At 57.0% G+C, this 21,253-nt stretch carries 24 protein-coding genes; 7 read left to right on the top strand and 17 right to left on the bottom strand.

From position 1 onward, the window contains the following. Nucleotides 1-54: 54 nt before the first annotated feature. The 5 genes from AC066Y_RS32810 to AC066Y_RS32790 form a co-directional block, all read right to left on the bottom strand. Entirely contained in the window at nucleotides 55-954 is a 900-nt protein-coding gene (locus AC066Y_RS32810; protein ID WP_478277491.1) for a hypothetical protein, read from the bottom strand. A 280-nt stretch (nucleotides 955-1,234) separates the two neighbouring features. Further along, nucleotides 1,235-1,615, bottom strand: coding sequence for a hypothetical protein (locus AC066Y_RS32805; RefSeq protein WP_478277490.1), 381 nt, complete (start codon nucleotides 1,613-1,615; stop codon nucleotides 1,235-1,237). 184 nt (nucleotides 1,616-1,799) lie between these two features. After that, complete coding sequence (locus AC066Y_RS32800) at nucleotides 1,800-2,714, bottom strand: hypothetical protein (RefSeq protein WP_478277489.1); 915 nt, start codon at nucleotides 2,712-2,714, stop codon at nucleotides 1,800-1,802. A 394-nt stretch (nucleotides 2,715-3,108) separates the two neighbouring features. Further along, a complete protein-coding gene (locus tag AC066Y_RS32795; RefSeq protein WP_478277488.1) occupies nucleotides 3,109-3,603 on the bottom strand; it encodes a hypothetical protein in 495 nt (164 codons plus the stop codon). 76 nt (nucleotides 3,604-3,679) lie between these two features. Continuing rightward, nucleotides 3,680-3,988: a hypothetical protein gene (locus AC066Y_RS32790; RefSeq protein WP_478277487.1), complete on the bottom strand. Its 309-nt coding sequence runs from the start codon at nucleotides 3,986-3,988 to the stop codon at nucleotides 3,680-3,682. A gap of 78 nt (nucleotides 3,989-4,066) precedes the next feature. On the opposite strand from AC066Y_RS32790, the gene AC066Y_RS32785 reads away from it, so the two are divergent. Next, nucleotides 4,067-4,312 carry a helix-turn-helix domain-containing protein gene (locus AC066Y_RS32785; RefSeq protein WP_092190622.1) on the top strand — a complete coding sequence of 82 codons (246 nt, stop codon included), beginning with the start codon at nucleotides 4,067-4,069 and terminating at the stop codon, nucleotides 4,310-4,312. A gap of 296 nt (nucleotides 4,313-4,608) precedes the next feature. On the opposite strand, the gene AC066Y_RS32780 is transcribed toward AC066Y_RS32785, so the two are convergent. The 11 genes from AC066Y_RS32780 to AC066Y_RS32730 all read right to left on the bottom strand — a co-directional run bounded on the left by AC066Y_RS32780 (nucleotide 4,609) and on the right by AC066Y_RS32730 (nucleotide 12,817). Next, nucleotides 4,609-5,502 (bottom strand): hypothetical protein, encoded by an 894-nt coding sequence (locus AC066Y_RS32780; RefSeq protein ID WP_478277486.1) that lies wholly within the window; start codon nucleotides 5,500-5,502, stop codon nucleotides 4,609-4,611. 75 nt (nucleotides 5,503-5,577) lie between these two features. Continuing rightward, nucleotides 5,578-6,222, bottom strand: coding sequence for a hypothetical protein (locus tag AC066Y_RS32775; protein WP_478277485.1), 645 nt, complete (start codon nucleotides 6,220-6,222; stop codon nucleotides 5,578-5,580). Between the two features lie 529 nt (nucleotides 6,223-6,751). Continuing rightward, nucleotides 6,752-7,414: an SOS response-associated peptidase gene (locus AC066Y_RS32770; RefSeq protein WP_478277484.1), complete on the bottom strand. Its 663-nt coding sequence runs from the start codon at nucleotides 7,412-7,414 to the stop codon at nucleotides 6,752-6,754. A 643-nt stretch (nucleotides 7,415-8,057) separates the two neighbouring features. Then, nucleotides 8,058-8,237, bottom strand: a complete 180-nt coding sequence (locus AC066Y_RS32765) for an LPXTG cell wall anchor domain-containing protein (RefSeq protein ID WP_478277483.1) — start codon at nucleotides 8,235-8,237, stop codon at nucleotides 8,058-8,060. A gap of 2 nt (nucleotides 8,238-8,239) precedes the next feature. Further along, complete coding sequence (locus AC066Y_RS32760; RefSeq protein WP_478277482.1) at nucleotides 8,240-8,389, bottom strand: hypothetical protein; 150 nt, start codon at nucleotides 8,387-8,389, stop codon at nucleotides 8,240-8,242. Nucleotides 8,390-9,156: 767 nt separating this feature from the next. Continuing rightward, a complete protein-coding gene (locus tag AC066Y_RS32755) occupies nucleotides 9,157-9,420 on the bottom strand; it encodes a hypothetical protein (protein ID WP_478277481.1) in 264 nt (87 codons plus the stop codon). 22 nt (nucleotides 9,421-9,442) lie between these two features. Continuing rightward, nucleotides 9,443-9,766: a hypothetical protein gene (locus AC066Y_RS32750; protein ID WP_478277480.1), complete on the bottom strand. Its 324-nt coding sequence runs from the start codon at nucleotides 9,764-9,766 to the stop codon at nucleotides 9,443-9,445. A gap of 954 nt (nucleotides 9,767-10,720) precedes the next feature. Further along, entirely contained in the window at nucleotides 10,721-10,963 is a 243-nt protein-coding gene (locus AC066Y_RS32745) for a hypothetical protein (protein WP_478277479.1), read from the bottom strand. Between the two features lie 219 nt (nucleotides 10,964-11,182). Further along, nucleotides 11,183-11,596, bottom strand: a complete 414-nt coding sequence (locus AC066Y_RS32740) for a hypothetical protein (protein ID WP_478277478.1) — start codon at nucleotides 11,594-11,596, stop codon at nucleotides 11,183-11,185. A 164-nt stretch (nucleotides 11,597-11,760) separates the two neighbouring features. Further along, nucleotides 11,761-12,567 carry a hypothetical protein gene (locus AC066Y_RS32735; RefSeq protein WP_478277477.1) on the bottom strand — a complete coding sequence of 269 codons (807 nt, stop codon included), beginning with the start codon at nucleotides 12,565-12,567 and terminating at the stop codon, nucleotides 11,761-11,763. Between the two features lie 7 nt (nucleotides 12,568-12,574). Next, nucleotides 12,575-12,817 (bottom strand): hypothetical protein, encoded by a 243-nt coding sequence (locus AC066Y_RS32730; protein ID WP_478277476.1) that lies wholly within the window; start codon nucleotides 12,815-12,817, stop codon nucleotides 12,575-12,577. A 551-nt stretch (nucleotides 12,818-13,368) separates the two neighbouring features. Between AC066Y_RS32730 and AC066Y_RS32725 the strand changes: the two genes are divergently transcribed. The 5 genes from AC066Y_RS32725 (at nucleotide 13,369) to AC066Y_RS32705 (ending at nucleotide 17,956) form a co-directional block, all read left to right on the top strand. Then, the gene (locus tag AC066Y_RS32725) at nucleotides 13,369-14,154 is read left to right on the top strand and encodes a hypothetical protein (protein WP_478277475.1); all 786 of its coding nucleotides are present in this window, start codon (nucleotides 13,369-13,371) and stop codon (nucleotides 14,152-14,154) included. A 20-nt stretch (nucleotides 14,155-14,174) separates the two neighbouring features. Continuing rightward, nucleotides 14,175-14,996, top strand: coding sequence for a hypothetical protein (locus AC066Y_RS32720; RefSeq protein ID WP_478277474.1), 822 nt, complete (start codon nucleotides 14,175-14,177; stop codon nucleotides 14,994-14,996). Between the two features lie 194 nt (nucleotides 14,997-15,190). Then, nucleotides 15,191-16,828, top strand: coding sequence for a recombinase family protein (locus AC066Y_RS32715; RefSeq protein ID WP_478277473.1), 1,638 nt, complete (start codon nucleotides 15,191-15,193; stop codon nucleotides 16,826-16,828). Nucleotides 16,829-16,955: 127 nt separating this feature from the next. Beyond that, entirely contained in the window at nucleotides 16,956-17,171 is a 216-nt protein-coding gene (locus AC066Y_RS32710) for a hypothetical protein (RefSeq protein WP_478277472.1), read from the top strand. 266 nt (nucleotides 17,172-17,437) lie between these two features. Next, nucleotides 17,438-17,956: an acyltransferase gene (locus tag AC066Y_RS32705; RefSeq protein ID WP_478277471.1), complete on the top strand. Its 519-nt coding sequence runs from the start codon at nucleotides 17,438-17,440 to the stop codon at nucleotides 17,954-17,956. On the opposite strand, the gene AC066Y_RS32700 is transcribed toward AC066Y_RS32705, so the two are convergent. Then, nucleotides 17,946-19,196, bottom strand: a complete 1,251-nt coding sequence (locus AC066Y_RS32700) for an O-antigen ligase family protein (RefSeq protein WP_478277470.1) — start codon at nucleotides 19,194-19,196, stop codon at nucleotides 17,946-17,948. The genes AC066Y_RS32705 and AC066Y_RS32700 overlap by 11 nt on opposite strands. A gap of 206 nt (nucleotides 19,197-19,402) precedes the next feature. On the opposite strand from AC066Y_RS32700, the gene AC066Y_RS32695 reads away from it, so the two are divergent. Next, on the top strand, nucleotides 19,403-21,211 hold the full coding sequence (locus tag AC066Y_RS32695; protein WP_478277469.1) for an acyltransferase family protein: 1,809 nt from the start codon (nucleotides 19,403-19,405) through the stop codon (nucleotides 21,209-21,211). The last annotated feature ends 42 nt before the right edge of the window (nucleotides 21,212-21,253 follow it).

The raw sequence follows: 21,253 nt of genomic DNA, 5'->3' as shown, positions 1-21,253 counted from the left end.
AAGCCGCTAGCAATCGGACTTTCATCGCGACACGCCACAATAGGTTGGTCAATATCAATAGACAGCTCGACGCTTGGCAAAGTTTGCGAAATGCTGGTTCCTGCCCCGGAGAAACTTCAGATAGTTATCGAGTGCGTTTGTAAGATTAAACTCAGAAATTCGCTCGCCGGTTTCGTCGGTCGAGAAGGCAATGCAGCCGAGAGGCTCGGAGATATCAGGGAGAGCTGCGAGCGTCTTAGCCTTCGCTTCCTCAACGAGCCGAGCACAACCGTCCACGGTTGAATTTGTGGCCGAGCGGAATGCTTCATGAATTGTTCCTAGAGATTCGACGTAGTCACGAACCAAGGGCTTCAATTGAATACGATCAGGGCCGGAAAGGATCCGGAGTTCTTTGATCGTCTTCTTTCTAAGCTTGGGGTTCGCAATCAACTCCGGCAGATCGAGAGTCGGATCGAAGCTGTAGTCATTAAATTCGTGATCGACCGTCCATTGCCTGTTTACATTATAGCCATGCACGGGAAGTGAGAAATGCTGCGCGTGGTTGCGCAAAGCTTCCATAATTCTGTAGCTCAACGAACCGTCAAACTCGCGTCGGACAACACGGCCAACAACGGCACTTTTCGTCTCGTCGCTCAGTATCTCAGAGGTGCATCGTTGAATAGATTCCACGAAATGACGGGCCGAGGATAGCAGGTAAGATAGTTTGCGCCCGGCGCTCGTCCTTTTTGCTTGGGCTTGGTTATGGTCTGCGTCCCACCAAACCATGGCCCGCAGGGCCTGATTCTGAAGGAAAGTCTCGAATTCGATGTAGCCGTCGAGCAGCCCCTGAAAATTCTCTTCGGCCTCAGCGCAACTGACGAGCGAATTAACGGATCGCTCCAGCGCCGAAAATTCTGAGGCGGAGATCTCGATCTTGCCAGGTCTGATTAGCGGTGCAAGCCAATATGAAGGCACAGGAGCCTCCCTTTTACTTCTTTTCCGGCTTGCGCAGCTCTTCAATCTTGGCGCCATGACCAGCAGCGTCGGCGGCGTTCGGAGCTACCGCCTCAGCCCTGCACCGCGTTACCGGCGGGCTGCCACATACACGGCCCATCTCGGCCCAGCCGACGCATTTGCCATTTGGACCACGATAGCCAGGGCCGCCACGTTCTCCGCACTCTGCGATAGCTGGTCCCGCAAAACAGAGCAGTACGGCGATGGCAGTGAGGGACGACATGGCGTTCATGCGCGAGATCTAGGTCGGCCCGGGTGGCGGCTTGTTCTGAAACTGGATGTTGCACTTCTTGGCGATGGAGGCTTGCTCGATGGCGACCATCTGTCCCTTCATCTGGCCGAGCTCGGCCGCCGTCTGCTTGTCGCCGCCGACCAGGAACGCTGCAGGCCAGAAGACGATAACTGCCGCTGTCGTCGCGATGGTGTCCTTAGTTCGCTGGCTATCCTGGGCACCGGAAAGAGCAGCCGCGCGCGCAGACACGCCCTGCGCCTCGAGCGCGAGCTGCTGGCACGTATAGTTCTGATACATGACCGGTGAAACGTAGTTCGGTGTGATGTCCGCCGCTGACGACGCACAACCGCCCAATGCGGCGGCAAGCGCCACCATTGCAAAATTTCTCATGAAAAAGCCTCCCCAGCCGTCCGTTTCTAAGCGCAACCACTGGTGGAGGGCAATCCCGTAGGTCCCCGGATAGCCGAAAGTAGTGTGCCGATTCGGAAAAACAGGTCCACTGACCTAGGAAGCTCCGTCGACCAAAGAAAAGATAGGCCCACCAGCGCGAGCCGGCAGGGCCTATCTGAGGGCACTAACCGGCATTCCGCGCAGCCTCTACCGCTTCATTGAACAGGCGGTACCACTTCTGCTCGTGCTCCTTGACTTTGTCAGTCAACAAAGAGACTGCGAACGTAGCGAGTTCGGCATACTCCGTATCTGGTGCTTGCACGCACACCCCGTCTTCGTGGTTCAGCTCGCCGATAGCCTTGTACAATTGAGCCTGAGCCAGCTTGGCGATCCGAGTGAGGTCGCAAACGTCGGACTCGAGGTCTTGGAACGCATCAGCAAGTTTTGCCTGCTTTTGCGCCCTCACATGTTCAGATCGATCGTCCGCGCACGATGTTGGCTTGAGGTCGACGTGGCTCGTCAGCCCCGTTCGTAGAAACCGACTTGCTTTCGCAAGTATCCCGATCTCCCAACCCTCGATGCCTTCAAACTCCTCAGCTCCCTCCCTGACGATATCCAACATAGACAGCGCATCTTCCAAAGTTGCGGGGGACATCGTCGCGAGCGCCTCTTGAGAGGCGGCAAGGTCGTTGTGTGCCTGGTCTACCTGCTGAGTGAGGAGCTCCAGGCCGGTCCGCTTGTCCCAATCTTTACCCGCCTTGATAGCCGCACGATATCGCCTGCGTGCGGCCTTGTATTCTTGCTCAACGACGAGCGCGTCGTTGCCCTCAGCAAGTAGCCGTTCGCGCATGTCGTCAATTTCGCTTCCACCTATTGCTGAGTAGTTGCGCCAAGCGATCAGCGCGGCCGGCCGGTGACCATGGGTCGCCGATGCTGCGTCGCTCGCGTCGGCGAGCTCAGCGGCCACCTGCAGCAACGCTGTCTTGGCAAACCGATACCGAGCCACAATTTCCACTCCGGTAGCAGCCCCGTATGGGGCAAAAGACGGAATTGGCGCCGGCGAGGCCGTGATGGTTGAAATGGCAGTCATCATATTCATTGTCGTGCTCCGGTTCACTGTGGCTTCCTGGCAATCAACTCGTGGGCTACCGTGTCGTTCGTTCTTTTCCACGAAGGCCAGCGGTGCGTCAGCGCGGGTTGTCTGACTTCTGTCTCTTTGAGACAGTGATGATTTTGCGATATCGCAGGTCATAACCCTGTGCCCTCGCTGTTCTGTGCTCCCCAACTTCGCCCATTCCTTTCGATTTGAACAACTGAACAGCTGCAGCAATGCGTCTCTGTTCCGCTATTGTTGAAAGTCCGCTTCACGCTCTCGATCGCTTGCAACAAGCTTTGATGCTGTCGCGAAGGTAGGGCGCCGGTACTCACCGCGCTCTCTGCCGCGGTGAGTAGATCAGAAACGGCCAGCAGATGAGCGAGAGTGGCCGGCATGATTAGTTCTGCCTCCAGCCGTAAAGATCAGCCCAGAGCGGTTCGGTACTATCGTAGAAGGAGGTCAGCACGTCGCTCTCAAGACGTTCGATCTCGCGGCGTTCGTTGATCGTGAAATCGTCGTGCTGGTAGTTGAGCCTATTGCCGACGACGGCGAGCCGAACGGCCAGTTCGCCAATGAGCTTTTGCTGGGCTGGAGAGAGATGAGCCCATGCACTGACTGGATCGAACTTGGTCACTTCAGCGAAGGTAGGCAAGCGGTCATCCGGGGATCCTTGCGGCTGGGCTGGGACGCGCCGCACACCAATCGTGGTGCCAGCGCCCCAAAGAGCGGCCCGTTTACGATCACCTTTCTGCAAGGCAACCTCGACCTTGCCGCGAGGCGTGCGGGCGCCGATGCTTACCGAGAGGATCGTTTCACCGGAGCCGGTGACATCACCGCGGAGCAGGTGGCGGGCGGCAACCTTAATGAATTGGGACGTGGATGGTGCGAGCATTGTGTTCTCCAATTTGAGGGGATACTCGCGGCTCATCGACCTGGCCGGCCTTTTCGAGCCGCGAACCTCCTGTGCCTCAGAACGCTGAGCGGCGCACGCCTTCGCGGACGGTGCCAAAAGCAGAAACCATCACGTAATCGACCGGCAGACCGTGACGCTCGCACCACGCGGTCTGGAGTTGGGGAATAATCCCCGCATACTCGCGGATGGCGGACCGGAGCGACCGAGGGGTAATCGCGCCGTAATCTGCCATGGCCCGGCGATGCGCGAGCCCCTTAAGGACGGCAATATTCACTTCACCCGTCTCTTCAACAATCAGGTGATTGATCGTGAGGATGGCTGAAGACATAGCTCCGCCGTTCACCGGAGAGGTGTTTTTGCTCATCTGGGTTGCCTTTGGGCTTCTGGCTTGATACAAAATGGATCATATCAATGATCCAAAAAGTGTCAAGCGGGAATCGTGATGATTTCGATCGAACAGATAAGAGCAGCGCGTGGCCTACTCGGTTGGTCTCAGACCGACCTCGCAGAAGCTGCCGGGCGCTCGCTACCGACCATCAAGCGTCTAGAGCGGGAGAGCGACGACGGCTCTGCGGTGTCAGAAGACGTTCGGGATGCGGTCCGCGGTGCGCTGGAGAAGGCTGGCGTCGAGTTCATTCCCGAGAATGGTGGCGGCGCCGGCGTCAGGATGAAGAAGCGCAAGCGCTGATTTTTTATTCGGAAGTACCCCACCCCTTTGGGGCCCCAGCCCACAGACTTGCGAGAGACAAAAGGGCCATTTCTGGTTGGGATGGCTGGAAAATGCCAGGCAACTTACCCACCCCATAAAAGGCAGAATTATTTGCGGCCGAAAATGCCGAATCGACCTGCTTTTTAAGGGGCAGAAATTCAGTTCAATAATTGAAGAAAATCGAATTTCGCTGACGTCGGATTTGATGCGCCTGTTGCTCTCAGCGCCCCTCCGGCTCATAGGCGGGGCATTGTGCCCTCGTGCCCCGACATACGTCAGTCCGCATCATTCCACTCAAGATCACAGACGACGCTCGCTTCAACAGAAGCATCCGCGCTGAAATATTTGACATTCTCTGCCAGCAATCGTCGCGCCGCTTCTTCCGCCTCTTTCTTGGAGTTGCACCTCTCGTGCACGATGCAGTCGCTTCGGCCGGACCGCCGACCCGGATCCCAGCGCGTGATCTCAATGGAGGCATACCAAACGCCTTGACCAGTTCGATATCTCGTCAGTATCTCCCGCCGCCGATCGGCAGCATTGGCAACACCGAGCCAGAGATGCTCATGATCCTCCCTGGCGAGACGACGCGCCTCAAAAGCCAATCCCTTTAGCGCTGGCTCACTCAAGAAATCCAAGCTCGTCTCGATGGAAAAGAGCTGCTTCCGAACTTCTTCGATGGCGCCCTTTGCCTCGTAGGTGAGAGGTGGAGGCTTTTCAGCGACGCCTTTCACAGCTTTTATCGGTGAAGCCTTTTGTCGATCGAGGACGTCGTCGGCAATAAGATTGAGTTCCTGCTGAGTTGGCTTCCACCGGTTCTCGCGTTCCCACTTGTCCCGGTTCAATTGAGGAGCAAGATCGACAACCTTGGATCCTTTCGTCCTCTTCGACCGCTCAAGAGCGTCGTACGTATCCATGGCCTGGGCGAAACCGTTCCAAAGCGACTCTTGGACTTTGCCCTTCTCGTCAAAATATAAATACGTCGCCTCGACGCTTGTTATGCGCGCGGGCTTACCATTCTCGATCTCGATGATGGCGTTAGCCACCTTCTGCTTCGTGCCGGCGAACTGAGGTAGCGCATCGCTGCCATGGCAAAGCCCGTTCATGACACGCTGCGAGATCCGCTGGAGCCCATCAGGGGCAAACAGATAGAAGCGAACTGATATGGTCATTCTCGGTCGCTATTTGAGCAGAAAATACAACAACAATCCTTCGCGAATGAGCGGCGCTCGCGCGTGCGGCGACGTTTACTCTTCATCCTTCGGAACATCCCTATACGAACGAGAATCGCGCGACGACCACGGCTTCCTTCGGCGTGTCGGCTCTTCTGCAGAGACAATGCTGTTTCCGAAAACCCGTTTCGCTCGTTGCTTTTTGGAAACTACCGTTTTCGACGACTTAGGAGGATCTGGCGATTTGAATGCCCTCCGCATTAACGCAATGCCGTCCTCGATAAGTCGCTCTGAATGCTTGCCTCCGAAGTGAGGCTCTTCCCCCAGCAACCGATGCGCCGCCAATCGCAATGCACCTTGAACTATCAGATCCATCGCACGCTCACGGAGCCATTTCTGCTCCTGATACTCTGTACCATTTGAAGGAAATTCCGCCTTAGGAAGACGGAGCGCTTCGCGTTCGTCATCGACTGTCAGCCAGCTCCCCGACATTCCATTCAGCGCTGATTGATATTCGATGTAATCCCCGATGCGTCGCGCGAGGTCGTAGGATTCAGATTCGCTGCCAGCAATCGCTCGGAGGAAAGTCGCTGCTAGTCGGGAAAGTGCGCGCTTAGCCTTCTCCTTCGATCGAGCAATTTCGCTCTCAGCCCGAGCATTGGGATTTTCACTTACTATTCGCAGCGAGGGAGAGTTGTTCTCTCGGTCATCTTCGGCCATGAAATCCGCCAGTCAGCCCCCCTATACTGGGGCAAGCTTCCTCCAGCGGGGATCGAGCCGCAAGTCGCTAAGCCTAGGCTATCTGGCAATTCCTACCACCACAGTTGGCGCCTCGGGGCATACGTCGAGCCATGGCTCTACAGTGTCTGCATCCGGGCCTGTCCTAGTAAGGGCCCCTCAGGCGGACGAGGCCTCGCATACAAACAAATGGCTTACGTCGCCGGAATTGCAGCCACCGAGGGGTGGCGGAACCCGCACGAACGAAATCCACCACTGGCGCGGATGAACGTAGACGTCGATGCTAACCGGATGATGCAGACGTCCAAATTGGATCATCCCGCAGAGGACTATGCGTGCCCGCACTGCGGGGCGGTTTACTCAGTGACTGTCACCGAGTTTCCTGCGAAGGACGATGACGGTCAGCCATGTGTTGAATTCGGGCAAGAGCTGGCCTGGTGGAACAGTACGACCGTACCTAGCTTTAAGCTGAAGACGCGGGCGAATGGAACGCCGGCACCACGGCGCATCACTATGGGGACGCCTTATCTTCCTTGTCGGGACCGCGCATCACGATCTTGATCGCGTTGTCGGGAAGGGGCCGCTGCAGCGCCTTGGCCTCGTCCCATGGCGCGCGCATCCAGACATCGCGCTCCTCGTCGGTGGTGAGGATGACGGGCATGGCCTTGGGATGGATTGGCGCTACGACCGCATTGGGCTCAGTCGTCAGGAAGCCGTAGACGAGGTGAGGACCGGGTATTGGCTTCGACTTGGTCCCGCGTTCGCCCTTGAACTCGGTCCAGATGCCGGCGAACGCGGTCAGCGGCCGATCGTCGTTAAGCGCGAACCAGACCACATCCTTTTTCTTCGTCTCCGGGTTTGGCTCCGGGGCATACTCGGCGAAGCTATTGAATGGGAGTAGGCATCGGTTCTCCGGCTTTAGCCAGCCTCGCCAATGCGGCGAGGACGTGTTGCGGATATTTGTCACCGGTGGGCCGCCGGTGCGTGGCGGAGGAGGCATGCCCCAGCGCATCAGCACCATTTCGCGCTCGCCGCCAGCATTGCACACGACGGGGGCTGGGTAGTCAGGGAAGACGCCCGGCATCGGAGCAAGGTTGCCAACGTACCGATTGACGACCCGGAACAGGTTCAGGATCGCGGCTTGGTTCGTGGTGATGCTGTAGAGATTACACATCACTCAAACATGTGGCTTCCCGGCTTTGTCGTCTAGTGGCTTGCCTGCAGTGCTCCCTTCGGCCATTGCCTCTGCAGTCTCAATAATAAGCCGCCGTGCCGCTCGATCTTTGATCGAGCGAAATGCTCGCAGCAGTCGAAAAATATCTTCGGCGTCGCGAGCGAGCTGCTCCTTCGTCAAAATGAGACCCCGTGGGCTGAAACGTGCAGCCGGCAATTCAAAAATATGGCAGACCAATCTATCGAAGGGTCGCTTTGTTTCAATGAGGAAGCGAAGCCGTGGTTCTACGGGGGGCCGAATGTGAACTGGTTCACAAATGTGCGGCGCAATGGCTGCTACAGCGTCCCGCGCTGGGGAATTTCAGGGGCCCAGTCACGGGCGCCGTCGGGACAGCTCATTTCGAGCCCGGCGGCGTAGCTTTTCCAAAGGCAGTTATTGGCGGTCGCGCCTGCTGAACATACTTCGAAACCCTCGGGGCAACCGCGGAAATTCATCATCCGGTTTCGGTCTATTGCAGTGCGGGCACGGAGCGCCAGCGCCGCCACATCGGCAGGCGTGATTGCCCGTCCATGGTTGATCCGGATGGTTTTCGCAGACCAAACCGGCGTCGTCGCAAACGATGCATGCCGGATCGGTCGTCGCATCAGCGCGACGAGACCTCTCGACCTCGCTTTGGTTGAGGTTCTGCGTTCGGATCGTCAGGAACTTCCAGCCGCTTGCGGCGGCGGATCACAAGTCCAATGCTGCCGATGATCACTAACACCGCGCCAGCGATCATCAGCCAGTGTGGCAATTGCAATGACAGCAGGAAGTCCTTTGCCATTGTCACTCCAAAACGTCGTACTCAAACGCCACGCCCTCGGGGTCGTTTTCCTCAAACCACTTTTCAGCGGCCTCGATTGTCGCGAAGACCTTGATGTGGTCGACGTCGCCGACTTTCTTGGCCGTATCCGTGTAGATCCAGACAGTTTTCATCGCATCAACTCAAATAGCTCTTTGACCTCACTCAACCGAAGCTTGGTGCCGGTCGGCATGTGCTCCAGCAGCATATGCCGCGTCCCAACCGCAATCCGGTCGCGGCGGACGTTGTCCTGCTCAGCGTGATAGGCTCGCATGTCAGCTGTGAACTGGCGGGCAACGGCCGACGGGATTTCGAGCGGCTTTCGGGTGATGGGCATGGCCTAAAGCTAACGCACAACAACGCCGCCAGGCTTAAAACGCTCGCTGGCGGCGCTGGTCTAGCCCCGGGAGGATGTACAAAATCCCGACAGATAGGGGTCAGCACGAAGCGTGCCATGGTTCATGTCCCAAACGGACTACCACTACGGGGGTATGTTGAGGCGAGGACCTGCGCGCGTGGGAGCGGCTTACTTGAAAGCAAGCGGTGGCCAACGAAGCGGCCCCAACCTGGGGCCGCCAACCCGAGCGAAACGGGTTTTCCTCCAGCAGTTGGGGGGGCCTTGGGCTGGCTGGAAGCTTCGAATAGACGTTCTGCCGGTCCAATCGTTCCTCACCTACGCCGGTGCATTCGGGAAAAAGCGACAAATTTTTACGTCGCGATTCACCTGTGTGATTCCAGGAACCCACCTCTCTACGGATGATCCGCCGACTGGGCGGCCCACGATTTCATCAAGGAAAATTTTTAGGCCCAGGCGACACAGTCGGAAGAGAACAGCCTCGGCGTGAGCCTCAACGCCGGGGCCGTTTCCTTTCGGTCGGTCTTGATCGCGTTGTCATAAGCGCTATGGCTGCAAAAGCGAAAGTAGGCGTTGGCGGTCCTGCTCGCGGTCGAACTGATTTTTGCGCGTCGCTTCTAGCTCGGCTTGAAGCTTGGTCGTATCTTCATTCAGCCGTTTCAATTCAATCAAGAGCGCCTCAAGCTCGGCGAGCCGCTTTTCGCCTTCGACCACATCGAGCTCAATCTGCCTCAGCTCGTCTATGATCGCATCTTTGTACATCGTCGTGTTGCGGCTTGCGCGCTGTCCCACGACCAAAACGATCTGCAAACCTTGCTGGTTCCTAAGCAACTCACGCGAACAGATCTTTCCCGGCCTGCTTCATCCGCACGAACGTCCCGCTCTCGTGGTACTCGAGCCAGCCTTGGCCGATCGCATGCTGCAGGCCGGCCCAATATTCGGCCGGCGTCGCCTCGTCCTGGTCAATCATCGGACGGTTGATCTTCTCGATGTAAATCCGGCCATCCTGGATTGGCTCAAATGCCCGCGCGTGGTCCATCAGCCTCCGGGCGGCTTTCTCGGGATTAGCGTAGGGACGATCTGCGGCGAATTTCATCGAGGGGGAATCACGATTTCCATCCCACACTGAATGGCATCGCGTGACCGACCCTGTCATGCCAATTCGGAACGATGTTCACAGCGCCAGCGGCGCCGCAGGCGGTGCACACCAGTCGCCAGCCAACGCGCGACCATGGCTGATCTTGGGGTAGGGCGTCCAGCCTGAAATCGACCAACCGATCGCAACCGCCGTGGCACTGGATATTGCAGGTAACGTGGCCGTCCGCGAGCCAATCAGCCGGACTGCCCGGCGGGTAGCGGCCGGACCATTTCGTGTATCGACGCTGGTGCATGGCCGGATGATGGCGCCGATCGCATGCGGAGAGAAGCCGCTAGGAATCGGTCGCCTATGGGTGGCGATCACCAATGGTGGGTCAATTGTCTAGCGCGGTTGGTCCGGATTTTCTTGCCACGTCGTCGAGTGCTCAGAAATCCACTTGGTCGCGTCGTGCTCCGTAACAAAGCCCTTGATAACTTCCGTTTCGCCATCGGGCCATAGAATATCGATTCTCCAGCCAGTGCCGGGATTTTTGCAAGCCATGAAAGCTGGTAGCTGCTCGGTCATCGGGGGACTATGCGCCGACGGTGGCCAGCTACAAGCCAGTGATCCTGCCACACTCCGCTTTTTGGCCCCGGTCCACAAACCGACACCGCCGCGAATATTCGGCGCGGTGGCCTGTTTTGATAGAGGTTGAGTAGCTACATATTGAATATCACCGCTCGGCCGCTTGGCAATTGACCGGTGACTGAGAGCATCATGCTCCCGCCTTCCACGAAGCAAGGAAGTGCGTCATGCAGCGACGGCATCCTGTCAAACATTCCGCGTCGCTTTACCAACGCTTGAACGAAGAAGCGCAGCGCCGGCGCAAAGGGGCAAGAGGCACTCCGCCGGGCATCGAGCGCGAACGACTCCTGCGCAAGGCGCGGCAGGCGGACAACGCCTCCCAGAGATGACCGAGTGGCTTTCATCTCGCGGTTTGCGAGCACCGATGTGATGGTCGATTACCCGCTCTCACGGCCGAGGCTTGCCCGTAGACGTCGGTGGCTGAGAGACCGAACGCGCTCTCACCTGCATAACGAGGGAATCCGCGAGCGCCTGCTTGATGTGCTCGGCCTGTTCCACCGTCAGTTTCTCGGCGAAACGGCCACCTTTTTCCAACTGCGCCGGTCCCTTGCGTTCTCGATCGTAAACCATCCAGTCGGTGCTTCCTCTTCGAACAATGAATCTGACGTGTAGAGGCGGGGTGTTGTTCAACGATACCTCCCCAATTGGTCGTGCCGCTGGTCTCAGAATTACACACCAGGCGACAGTTTATTCCTGAACCGGGACACTGAAATTCCCGGCAGCAAGTCTCCTGCACGGTTCATGCCATCGGCCAGGCATAGGATCGAGAATGTTGCGCAGTCGCATTCAAACCTGCCGGGCTTCGGCGGGTTTGTTCGGTTTGGCGACCAGGTCAGTTCTTCATCGGCTCTACCGCTCCCCAGGCCACCAGGTCGACGGCGGGTTCATGGTCGATATCTTCGTGGTCCGGAGTGCCACGAGATGACTGCGCTTGTACGGGTGGCCTTGCTGGCGGGAGCAGCTCTTGCACCGCATGTAGCGCTCGAGTTCGTGGATCGGCGTCCACTTCGGCTGTCGCACGATGTCGAGCGCGACCGTCTGAATGGTCTCGCAGCCGAGGCACTTCACCTCGAGGTAGCGATAGCCGGCGTTTAAGGCGTCCCCGAGTGCAGGTGAGGGCTGGGCTGGCCCCTGGAACGCAAGCATGCGAGCGTTCCACGCTTGGCAGCCCACGGCGTCGGCATCCAGACGCGCTTCCTTGGCCCGCTCAGCCAGATGCGTGACCGTGGCTCCGAACATGTACTCGCGAGACTTGGATCCCATCTCCCATGATCGCGCCCAATCCCCCGAGAGGGAAGCCACTAGGATTTGTCGGGCGCGACGGGCATCAAACTAGCGATTGGTCAAGCTCCAAGGCGTGAGCGCGTCGCCGGCAATGACGGTGGATGCAGGAAGAGGCTCACCCGGGTGTGGAGAGGTGCCAGCATTTATAAGCGGCCGATTGTGAGGTCTTCGAGCGCTTCCCGGACGGAGCGCCCGGTGCCCCTGAGGTGCGGATAGATCTTGAGCGCTTCGTCTTCGAACTTCTCTGCTTCGGGAACGTCTAGCCCATTGAGCGCTCTTAGAGCCGGATCAAAGCAACTGTAGAAGCGCTCCTTAATCATTTGGACATGCTCGTCATGAAAGGCGTCCCACTCCACCTTGCGGCGCTCTTTCTCGGTTGCGACGAAATCTATCGCCTGAGCAAGTACTGCGAGCCGAAAGTAGAACTGAGTAACGGCCGGCAGAGTTGAGGCGTCAAGCAATCCCAATTTCCCGGCAACTCCGGGCAAGACCACATTCTCTGTCGGTGCAAATTTTCGGATGTCCGAGGTAAGCCGTGTGTTTTTTGGCCAATCTCTCCAAGGATCCACATAGTCATTCACACAGCGAGCAGCGCGATCAGAGATTTCGGCATAGAGACCGGCTTGCAGGGCTGCACGATCCTGCTTGAGCAAATCGGCTGCTAACTCAACCTGCTTTTGAACTTGATGCTTAATGCCGCGCCAAGCCACAACAGCAGCGACCAACGTCATGACGCCGCCGATGATCCCTCCAACTACGTTGCCCGAGAGGCCGAGCCAATCGGCACGACTACCATCCCTCGCAACGTTGATCGCGAAAATCACCCAAAGCGGCAGCGTGAAGAATGAGAACGCTATTCCTGCCGTGAACGAAATGACGGCGGCGGTCTCGGGCTTCAGCGGGCGCTCAGTTTGCCCGATAGAGAACTGCGTCCCAATCCGTGGGATCATCGGTCGACTAGTATCGTGGAGTGCGACGGCCGGTCGCGCCGGTGTACGGGTTCACATTTCCGCTGGTGCCGTAGTTGTCGCGCTGGGTGCCGTTCGGGTTGGTCGCCTGATAAGGCTGCACGTAAGTCCCGTTGCTGCGGGTATACCCTGAAACACCATGGCTGTTCGGGTTCGAACCTGTGCCGAGATACTGCGCTTGCGCCGCGCCAGTCAGCGTCAGTAGACCAGCAGCCAATATCCATTTAGTCATATCCCCTCCCTTGGTTTTTTGTTTCTATCGCATACAACCACAGGAGTTGACGCCCGTCCAATACCTACTTTTGGCGGGTCGAACGCGAATTGGAAACACGATGAGCTGTTATCGCCCTCGTCTTGGGAATGAACGGCAGCCGCGGCGCAATTCGGCCTCCTGCTGATCCTGGGCGCCGGGTAACAACCAAGCTACCATCGATTCAAAACATGGCGCCCTGACTGATATCGTCCTGCCGAACTACGCCGTTTATCAACCATGTATCTTGATGAAGCGAGTGCGTACCCATCGCCAGCAGCATCTGCTGATTCCTAGACGTCCCGGCTGAGGGAAACGGGCGACCTTGTGCGTGTCCGTGTTCAGCCGGGAATGGCTAAGGAAATCGACGATTGGCGTCGCAAGCAGGACGATCTGCCGGCCGCCCCTAGGCCATTCGCCGCCTGGTCGAAATCGGCCAAGGCGAAAAAGTAGTCCCCCGTAGAAACCCCGGATTGCCTTCCATCGCTGGTTGCTGAAATCTTCCGGCTCCCCTGCTCTAAGGCGGTGCCGGTATGGAAGGCGCGTTCGTCCTTTTCTGGCTTGGCGTCTCGGTCGTCGTCGGCGTGGCAGCAAATGCGCGCGGCCGGAGCGGGGCAGGGTGGTTTCTCCTCTCCCTCATCATCTCGCCAATTATAGCTCTGCTGTTGGTACTGGTAATGGAGCGGAAGAACGCAGTGCAGGTAACTGCGGCGCCGACGGCGATGTTCGAACCAGACTCTGTACACGCTGGCATCCCATATCGCATGCAGTCAGACGGATCGATCGAAGCGATAATGCAGGGAGCCCGCGTTCGCTTTTCCGATCAGGACAAATTTGCTTCGGCGGCCGGCTCACCTCTTCCAGAACGGCTGTCGCCCCCTTTTACTCAAGAACCACGCCAAGCGCCTAACCTCGACAGGAGACCATGGGCTTGGGTTGTTTTTGGAGGCACCATTTTGCTTATGCTGGCGCTGGCTAGCAGGCCAAACGCTCCCACGGGCAATGCGCGAGACGAGGTAAACACTCCAACCAGTGCAAAGGTATCGGCCGCCGCCAAAGCGACGGAAGATGCCAACGCAGCATACAATCGAGGTGACTATCCTGCCGCCATCAAAATGTATCGCGATATGGCGGCCAATGGGAATCCAAGAGCTCAGCTCAGTGTCGGACTTATGTACCTAGGGGGACAGGGTGTCGCTAGGGATTTGGTCATCGCACAAGAATGGTTCAAAACTGCTGCGGCCAATCCCGCATCCGATCAAGCGACGCGCACAGAGGCAAATGCGGGACTGGACGTCATTGCCAAGTGGGCAAGATGAGCAGCTGTCAGGTCCCCATGATGTACCGGACCATCCACCTAACCTGCCTTTCGCTAGCGGTTGTGATCGGCTGCATCCCGACCCGTGCAGCTGCCGAGGTGACAAGTCTCGTTTGCAAGGTGAGAGCTCCCCAAGACGACGGTCCCAGCATTTTTGAAATCACAATCGATCAACAAGAACGCCGTGTTCTCGGATGCTTTCGCTCACTATCGTCTGGAATCGTCACGCAGGAATTTTCAGAGGCCAGTATCGTTGCAGAGTGCCCCATATCTGAAGGCGGCAAGAGAACGTTTCGGCTCACCCGAGAAACCGGAGCTATTATGGTATCTGAGATTTTGACCAAACCGATTGTTTCCAAACGAAACTTGAGCGGTGAATGTCAGGTCGGTCAGATACAGCCATCAACTCCAAAGTCAACAGAGGCTCCTAGTGGCAGGATCGAAGTACCGAAGAACCAACAAGCGCAAGCCCCCTCAACGCCACCTTCACCAACTCCGCAGCCCGACGACCGGTCGCTAGATCTGCGGGCGCCTCGTACGGCACAGAGGTGGAACGATGAACGCGTAGCCGACATAATCAACGAGCAATTTGGCCGAATCTGTCATGCGAAAATTGAAGGATGGTTTTCAAAGACCCTTCGACTGGACTGGACGTCAGAAACCAAAATACTCCACGCGGTGACCGTGCTCGCCGCGATAGGACAATCAAAAGATAAGATCTATGAAGCGGGTATCCGCTACTTGAAGTTTCCGAATGATGACGGAGGCTACAATGTGATTGATTGGAAGACTGGCGATAAGTCCTCCATAAGTGAGAACGCGCCATACTACTTTCCGAAGTGATGACTAAGGCGCGCGATGCCCATCGCCCGAAAGCCGGTCGAGATCCCGCCCGAGATCTGCCGGCAGTTCCTCGCCGACATCCAAGCCTATCATGTCGTAAGCCAAGCCCCACGAGATTGTCCCAACCCCCAGCTGCTGCTAAAATCGCTACGTCTCGGTTCAGACAATAGCCAGTTCCCGCGGGTGTTTGCCCCATGGCTAATGATCTTATCGTGCGGCGAGACCAACTGCCGAGCGCGGAAAAAGATCGGCGAGCGGCGCAGTACGTGCGCATGTCAACCGAGATGCAAACCTATTCCATCCAAAACCAAGCAACCGCCATCGCGGCTTATGCTCATGCCCACGGGCTAACGATTGTTCGGACCTACGCAGACGAAGGTGAAAGTGGACTTCAAATCAAGAACCGCAAAGGGCTAAAGCGGCTGATCGAGGACATCGCCGCCAACAGAGCGGACTACAGTCACCTTCTCGTCTACGACGTCAGTCGATGGGGACGATTTCAAGATACCGACGAAAGCGCGCACTACGAATTTATCTGCAAGCAGGCCGGAGTAAAGATAGCCTACTGCGCCGAACAATTTGATAACGACGGCAGCCTGCTATCGAGCATCATAAAGAACCTCAAGAGGGTCATGGCTGCAGAGTATAGCCGCGAGCTATCGGCGAAAGTTTACGCCGGCCAGGCAAATATCGTCCGACGCGGATATCGTCACGGCAGCCCGGTCGGCTATGGACTGATACGGGAAGCCGTGGACGAAACTGACCAGCCAAGATGCCGATTGAAGCCTGGAGAACGTAAGTGGCTCCAATCCGATCATGTGCGGGTACGGCCTGGCTCGGCCGAGGAGATCAGGATCGTAAGGTGGATATTTCAGCAGTGCCTCAAAAATAGATCAGATGCCTGTATCGCGCGAGAACTCAATCAAGGTGGCGTTCCTGGCGTCAACGGTCGCCCTTGGAATGCGAATTACGTGTGCCGAGTACTGCAGAATGAAAGCTACGTCGGCAATCTCGTATACAATCGCGTGTCCTCAAAACTAGGGGGGCGGAAAACACCAAATCCGCCTGAATCGTGGATCAGAGGCGAGAATTGCATCGAGCCGATGGTCGAGCGCGATGTGTTCCAGCGTGTTCAGCGCATTATAGAAGATCGGCGCATTGAGCTGCCAGAAGACGAGATGCTGCTCGCCTTGCGGCGCACTCTCCACAAAAAAGGACGTCTGAGCCAAGCGATCATCAACAGCTCAAGTGGCCTTCCCTGTGCGGATACGTATCTTCGCCGCTTTGGCTCTCTTCGAGCGGCTTACGAGAAAATCGGGTGGAAGCTTGAGCGCGACAATAGTTTCATCGATGCAAAACCGGTTTGGGATAAGGTGACCAGCACGCTCATGCATCGGGTTTCCATGAGCCTCCAGAGACTAGGGCGGCGAATCGAGACTGATTCCTTGGATGAACGACTGTGCATCGATGACAGTGCGCACCTCCTTTTCAGGGTCTCCAAGTCGGTGTCGCGTAAAAAAGACCCAACGCATTCCACGCAGTCACGCGTTCCGCGACTGCGCATGGCGCTCCGTGGCTGGGTCGTGGCCATCAGATTGACGGAAGACAACACCGACGTTCGCGACTTTCTCACAATTCCAATTGGAGCACTTGTCAGGCGCTGTCGCGACAACTGCGTCATCATCACCGACGAGAGCCGTGATCGAATAGGCTTCGACAGTTTCAAATCAGCGGAAGCCTTGGCCCGAAGCATAAACCGACAACTCACCGCACTTCCTTCCGGGCAGGTTCGATCAAAACGGGGACGCGGACAGATTGGCCGAGGGCGTTGAATTTCGGCAGCCATCGCACAAAAACCGCTTGCGCCGTCGGGCAACTCAGTGGTCCAATGATCTTATCCCGAAATCGGACCAACTGAACCGCCCGGCGCTCGCTCGCGCCGGCGAAAGAGGCTGCGCCATGTCAGATGACTCGAAGAATATCAGCTTGATCGAGGTGGTTAAGCGCAACGGAGATTTTCCGAAGAATTACGGAATCGCGATCGGTGCTTTTCTGTTTCTGCGTTCAGTGAGCGCCGCTCGCGGCGCAACATTTTTCAGGAATGCCCTAGTCGCCATAGCTACCGCAGTCTTCGCAGCCGCCCTCCAAAGATATGGCTGGCACATTCCATTCTAGCGGAACGCGGCTCTGCGCGGATGTCGTGTGTCGCCTGGAAATGGTTACCGCGACGAAGGCAGCACACGCTTCCTTCCGCGGTATCAGATTACAAAAACACTCCGAATTGTTGCTATTTATTGTCTATCGAGGGTTGTGGTGATAAGCCATAGCATCATGCATGCCGATGGAAGAATGCCGCGACAATCGCGGGACCCGCGCATCCTCCCGTATTGGAAGGTCGTTCTGAAATCCACTTGGCTGTTCCTCAAAGCCGACATCGGGCGATGGTTCAGCTAAACGTAGGCTTTTTGGCTCGATCCCTGCTAGGTCGACCGACTTGCAAGCTTGGCCGCCACGCAAAGTTGGGCTGGCGAGCGAGGATCCTCAACGCCCGCGAAAGCAGCGAACACATCCGGATTGGTCAAAATTCGTTTGTGGGCGGCGAACTGTTCGTTTTCGCGCATGGTGGCGACATTGAAATAGGCAGAAACTGCTATATCGACGTCGGCGCGCGCATATGGTCCGGCGGTTCAATCAAGATCGGCGACGACGTCGTGATCGGTCCTGATGTAAACATTTTCGACAACCATACCCATCCGCTCGGTACCGCAGCGCGGCACGCCCAGATTAAAAGCATCTTCACAATAGGGCACCCCCATCAAATTGAGCTTGCTGAGCGCCCGGTTGTCATTGGCGACGGCGCTCAAATTGGAGCGGGAGCGATCATCCTCCGCGGAGTAGAAATCGGGCCCAACGTTATCGTTGCGCCAGGTGCCATCATCAGCAAGAGCATCACCCTTTGACCGGATCAGATGATCCGCATGCAGTCATCACTCGGCCTGCGGTCGTTTGAGGAATTGCACTCTCTGAAAGGGCTACCGCGGTTTGCGGTTTTTGTTCAGCAGTCTGAGCCGCCCGATAATCGGCGTCGGCTACGGGCGCCGTGATGGAACGAGAAGCAAATTGAACGGCATACCCGACGAAGAAGAGAAGAGCCCCGTCCCGACTAATGCGACCGTACGCCATCGAAAGCGCAAGCTCGAACAAAAGCCCGGTCAATATAAATGGCGAGCGCACAGTCAGACTGCCAAAGATCAGCACAGCGAAAGCCGCGCCGCCTACCCAACCGAACTCAATGACAGCCTGTAGGATCGAATTGTGGACTTCCGTAGCCTGTACGCAAGAATGACTCATAAAGGCGTCCAAGCCGCGGCCAAACCATCCGGAAGATGGCAGCAACCCGAACGCATCAACGTAGAGCTGCTTACGAATCCCAATCGAACTATCGCCATCGCATCCGGCCGCACCTGCCAGTTGCTGAAGGTATGTGAATGTGGTGTGCCAGCGGACAACCAGCCCGAGTAATACAAACGCGAGAAGCATAGCACCGCAGAACATAACAGGACGCGAAATTTTCGACGACCGGCCAAGAACAATAGCGATCACCATCGCCACAAAGGCAAAACGCACCTGCGAAGCGGCAAAGATCATGAGCGAAATCGAACACAGCGCAAGTATGATTACCGTCTCAACTCGGCTTAGCCTTCCGTTAATGGCAGCAAACAACAAGAACGCCGCGCAAGTCATAAACTGAACGGGCGCAGCGTCGAACTGGTCGAACAGCAGCGGCTTCCCGTGACGGTCATTCCACTGCACGATCAGCGCATTCGCTACTAAGAGGCTCCCGACCACCAGGACAAGCAATAAAGGGGCGCGGAACCAACGGTCGGGGGTTTCCAGCGGAAATGTTCGCCCTGCCACGTAAGCCCCAAGAGAGAGGCCCAGCAGAACGTACTCTTTCAGAGGCGCGGTTAACCCGTTGCCCCAAGTTGAGCACCCAATCGCCGCTGCAAAAACAAGGAACGCGAGATCCGCCGGAAGCAGCGTCAGCGCGCGCCAATTGCCGCTCATAAGCAGCAATGCCAGCGCCCCGACCATGTAGACGGCCGAAAACCCGGAACCAGCCCCCAACCCATGAGCTAGCACCAAGATCGGCAACTGCCCCAGAAACAGAGCGAGAAAAACCCAATTCAACCGCGACATTTCGAAACTTGACCGCAATATTACGAAACTCAACTAAAGGTTTAATCGCGGCCAAGTCAATCGCATCTTTTGGGTAATCGGCGCCCTAGATAAATCTAATGGTGTAGTTGCAGACGATGGTCGCACCCGGCAACTCTTTAACCGGCTTGGTTGTGGTGGTACGCAGGCCTCGAAATGAAGCGTGCCCCATTATGGTTAGCCAGCACATGAAAGCTGCCTACCGACCTGACATCGATGGCTTGAGAGCTGTTGCGGTTTCAGCCGTAGTCCTGTTCCACGCATTTCCCGGTGCCCTACCCGGCGGGTTCGTCGGCGTGGACATCTTCTTTGTCATCTCCGGATACCTCATCACCGGGATTGTGGCGCGGGAGCTGCGGGACAATACGTTCAGCATCGTGACGTTCTACGAAAGGCGAATACGACGGATTTTTCCGGCCCTAATCGTCGTTCTGGCGGCTACCGTGTTTGTAGGGTTGCGCCTTTTCCTGCCAAACGAGTTGCACTCGCTCGGGAAAAATGCGGCCGCGAGCTCGCTATTCGCGGCAAACCTCATGCTGCTGTCCGAGGTCAATTATTTTGACGTCGACGCACACCTAAAGCCGCTTCTACACCTCTGGTCGCTCGGCATTGAGGAGCAGTTCTATCTAGCGTGGCCCCTGATCTTGTGCGCTCTGCCACGACGCAGGATGCCACTCGCCGCGGCCATCGGCCTTGTTGTGTCGTTCGCTCTCAATTTGGCGTTGGTCGGCGATCACCCGGCGGCGACGTTCTTTCTGCCGTTTACGCGCGCTTGGGAACTGATGGCGGGAGCGCTGCTAGCGTTCGCCCCGGCGCAGCCGAAGGCTATCAAGGAGATGGCCGCGATCATTGGACTAATCGGAATAGAAGCCTCATTCTTTCTATTCACTAACAAGACGACTTTCCCGGGTTGGGCTGCGGCGCTCCCCGTCGCCGGCGCGTCACTGCTGATTATGTCCCAAGGATCTGCCGTAAACCGCGTCCTTTCGATTCGCCCGTTCGTTAGCGTCGGGCTCATCAGTTATTCTCTATATCTTTGGCACTGGCCGGTCCTTGTGTTTCTCCAAGTCTACCTTTTCCGGCCACTCAACGACACTCTAGGATTAACCGCCGTGGTGTTGGCATTGGCGCTGTCGACACTGACCTATTTTGCGGTGGAGCGCCCCCTACGTCGTCAATCCAAAGTATTGCCGATTGGTGTTGCGATGGCCGCCGTGGGCGCGTTCGGGCTATATGCCGCCCTGGTCAAGCTGCCTGATCTTTCCGGTCCGGTTCAAACTATGATTAGCGCGTCCGATGGCGTCGACTTGTGGCGCGTGCACGAATGCATGTTGCTCGATGGCGAACAAGGCGATTTCCGTAGTTGTTCGGAAAGCAAACGACCGCTAATCGCAATTTGGGGTGACTCAACGGCTTCGGCGCTAATTCCCGGATTTAGAAAGTTGCAACAAGACCGCGAGTTCGGGATAGCGCAGCTTACCGTAAGCTCCTGCCACCCATTGTTGATTCAGAACCAGTCTGCCAACCGAAATTGTCTGGAAAAGAATGCGGAGATTGTGCACCGCATTTCCGAGATCAAGCCGGACGTCGTGGTGCTTCATGCGACCTGGGACGTTAACAATAGGGTCGGAACCACCAAACCGACGATCGACGCCCTTCGCGCTGCCGGTGTTCCTCGCATCATAATTCTGGGGCCAGTCCCCGTTTGGCGCGGCGGCCTGCCCAATGCAGCAGTGAATTACTACAGGCGAAGCGGAGCGATCATTCCCGAGCGAACCTCGCAGTTCATCGACAGCGACGCTGGCGACAAGACCATGAGCGCAATATCCGCTGAACTAGGCGTCCAATATGTGTCGGCAAGAAAGGCCATGTGCCGTAGCGACGGATGTCTGACACATGTCAATGGATCTATCACGGCAAGAGACATCATTCATCTTACAAAGGCTGGCTCTGAGTTCCTAATCCAACAGATCGCTCCGCAACTTGGCATCGAGTGACACTTACATCCGACGCGGATACTGACACATCTTGGTCGGCGA

It is taken from the genome of Bradyrhizobium sp. USDA3010 (genome assembly GCF_056429065.1).
This window is presented reverse-complemented; position numbering and strand designations above follow the sequence as displayed.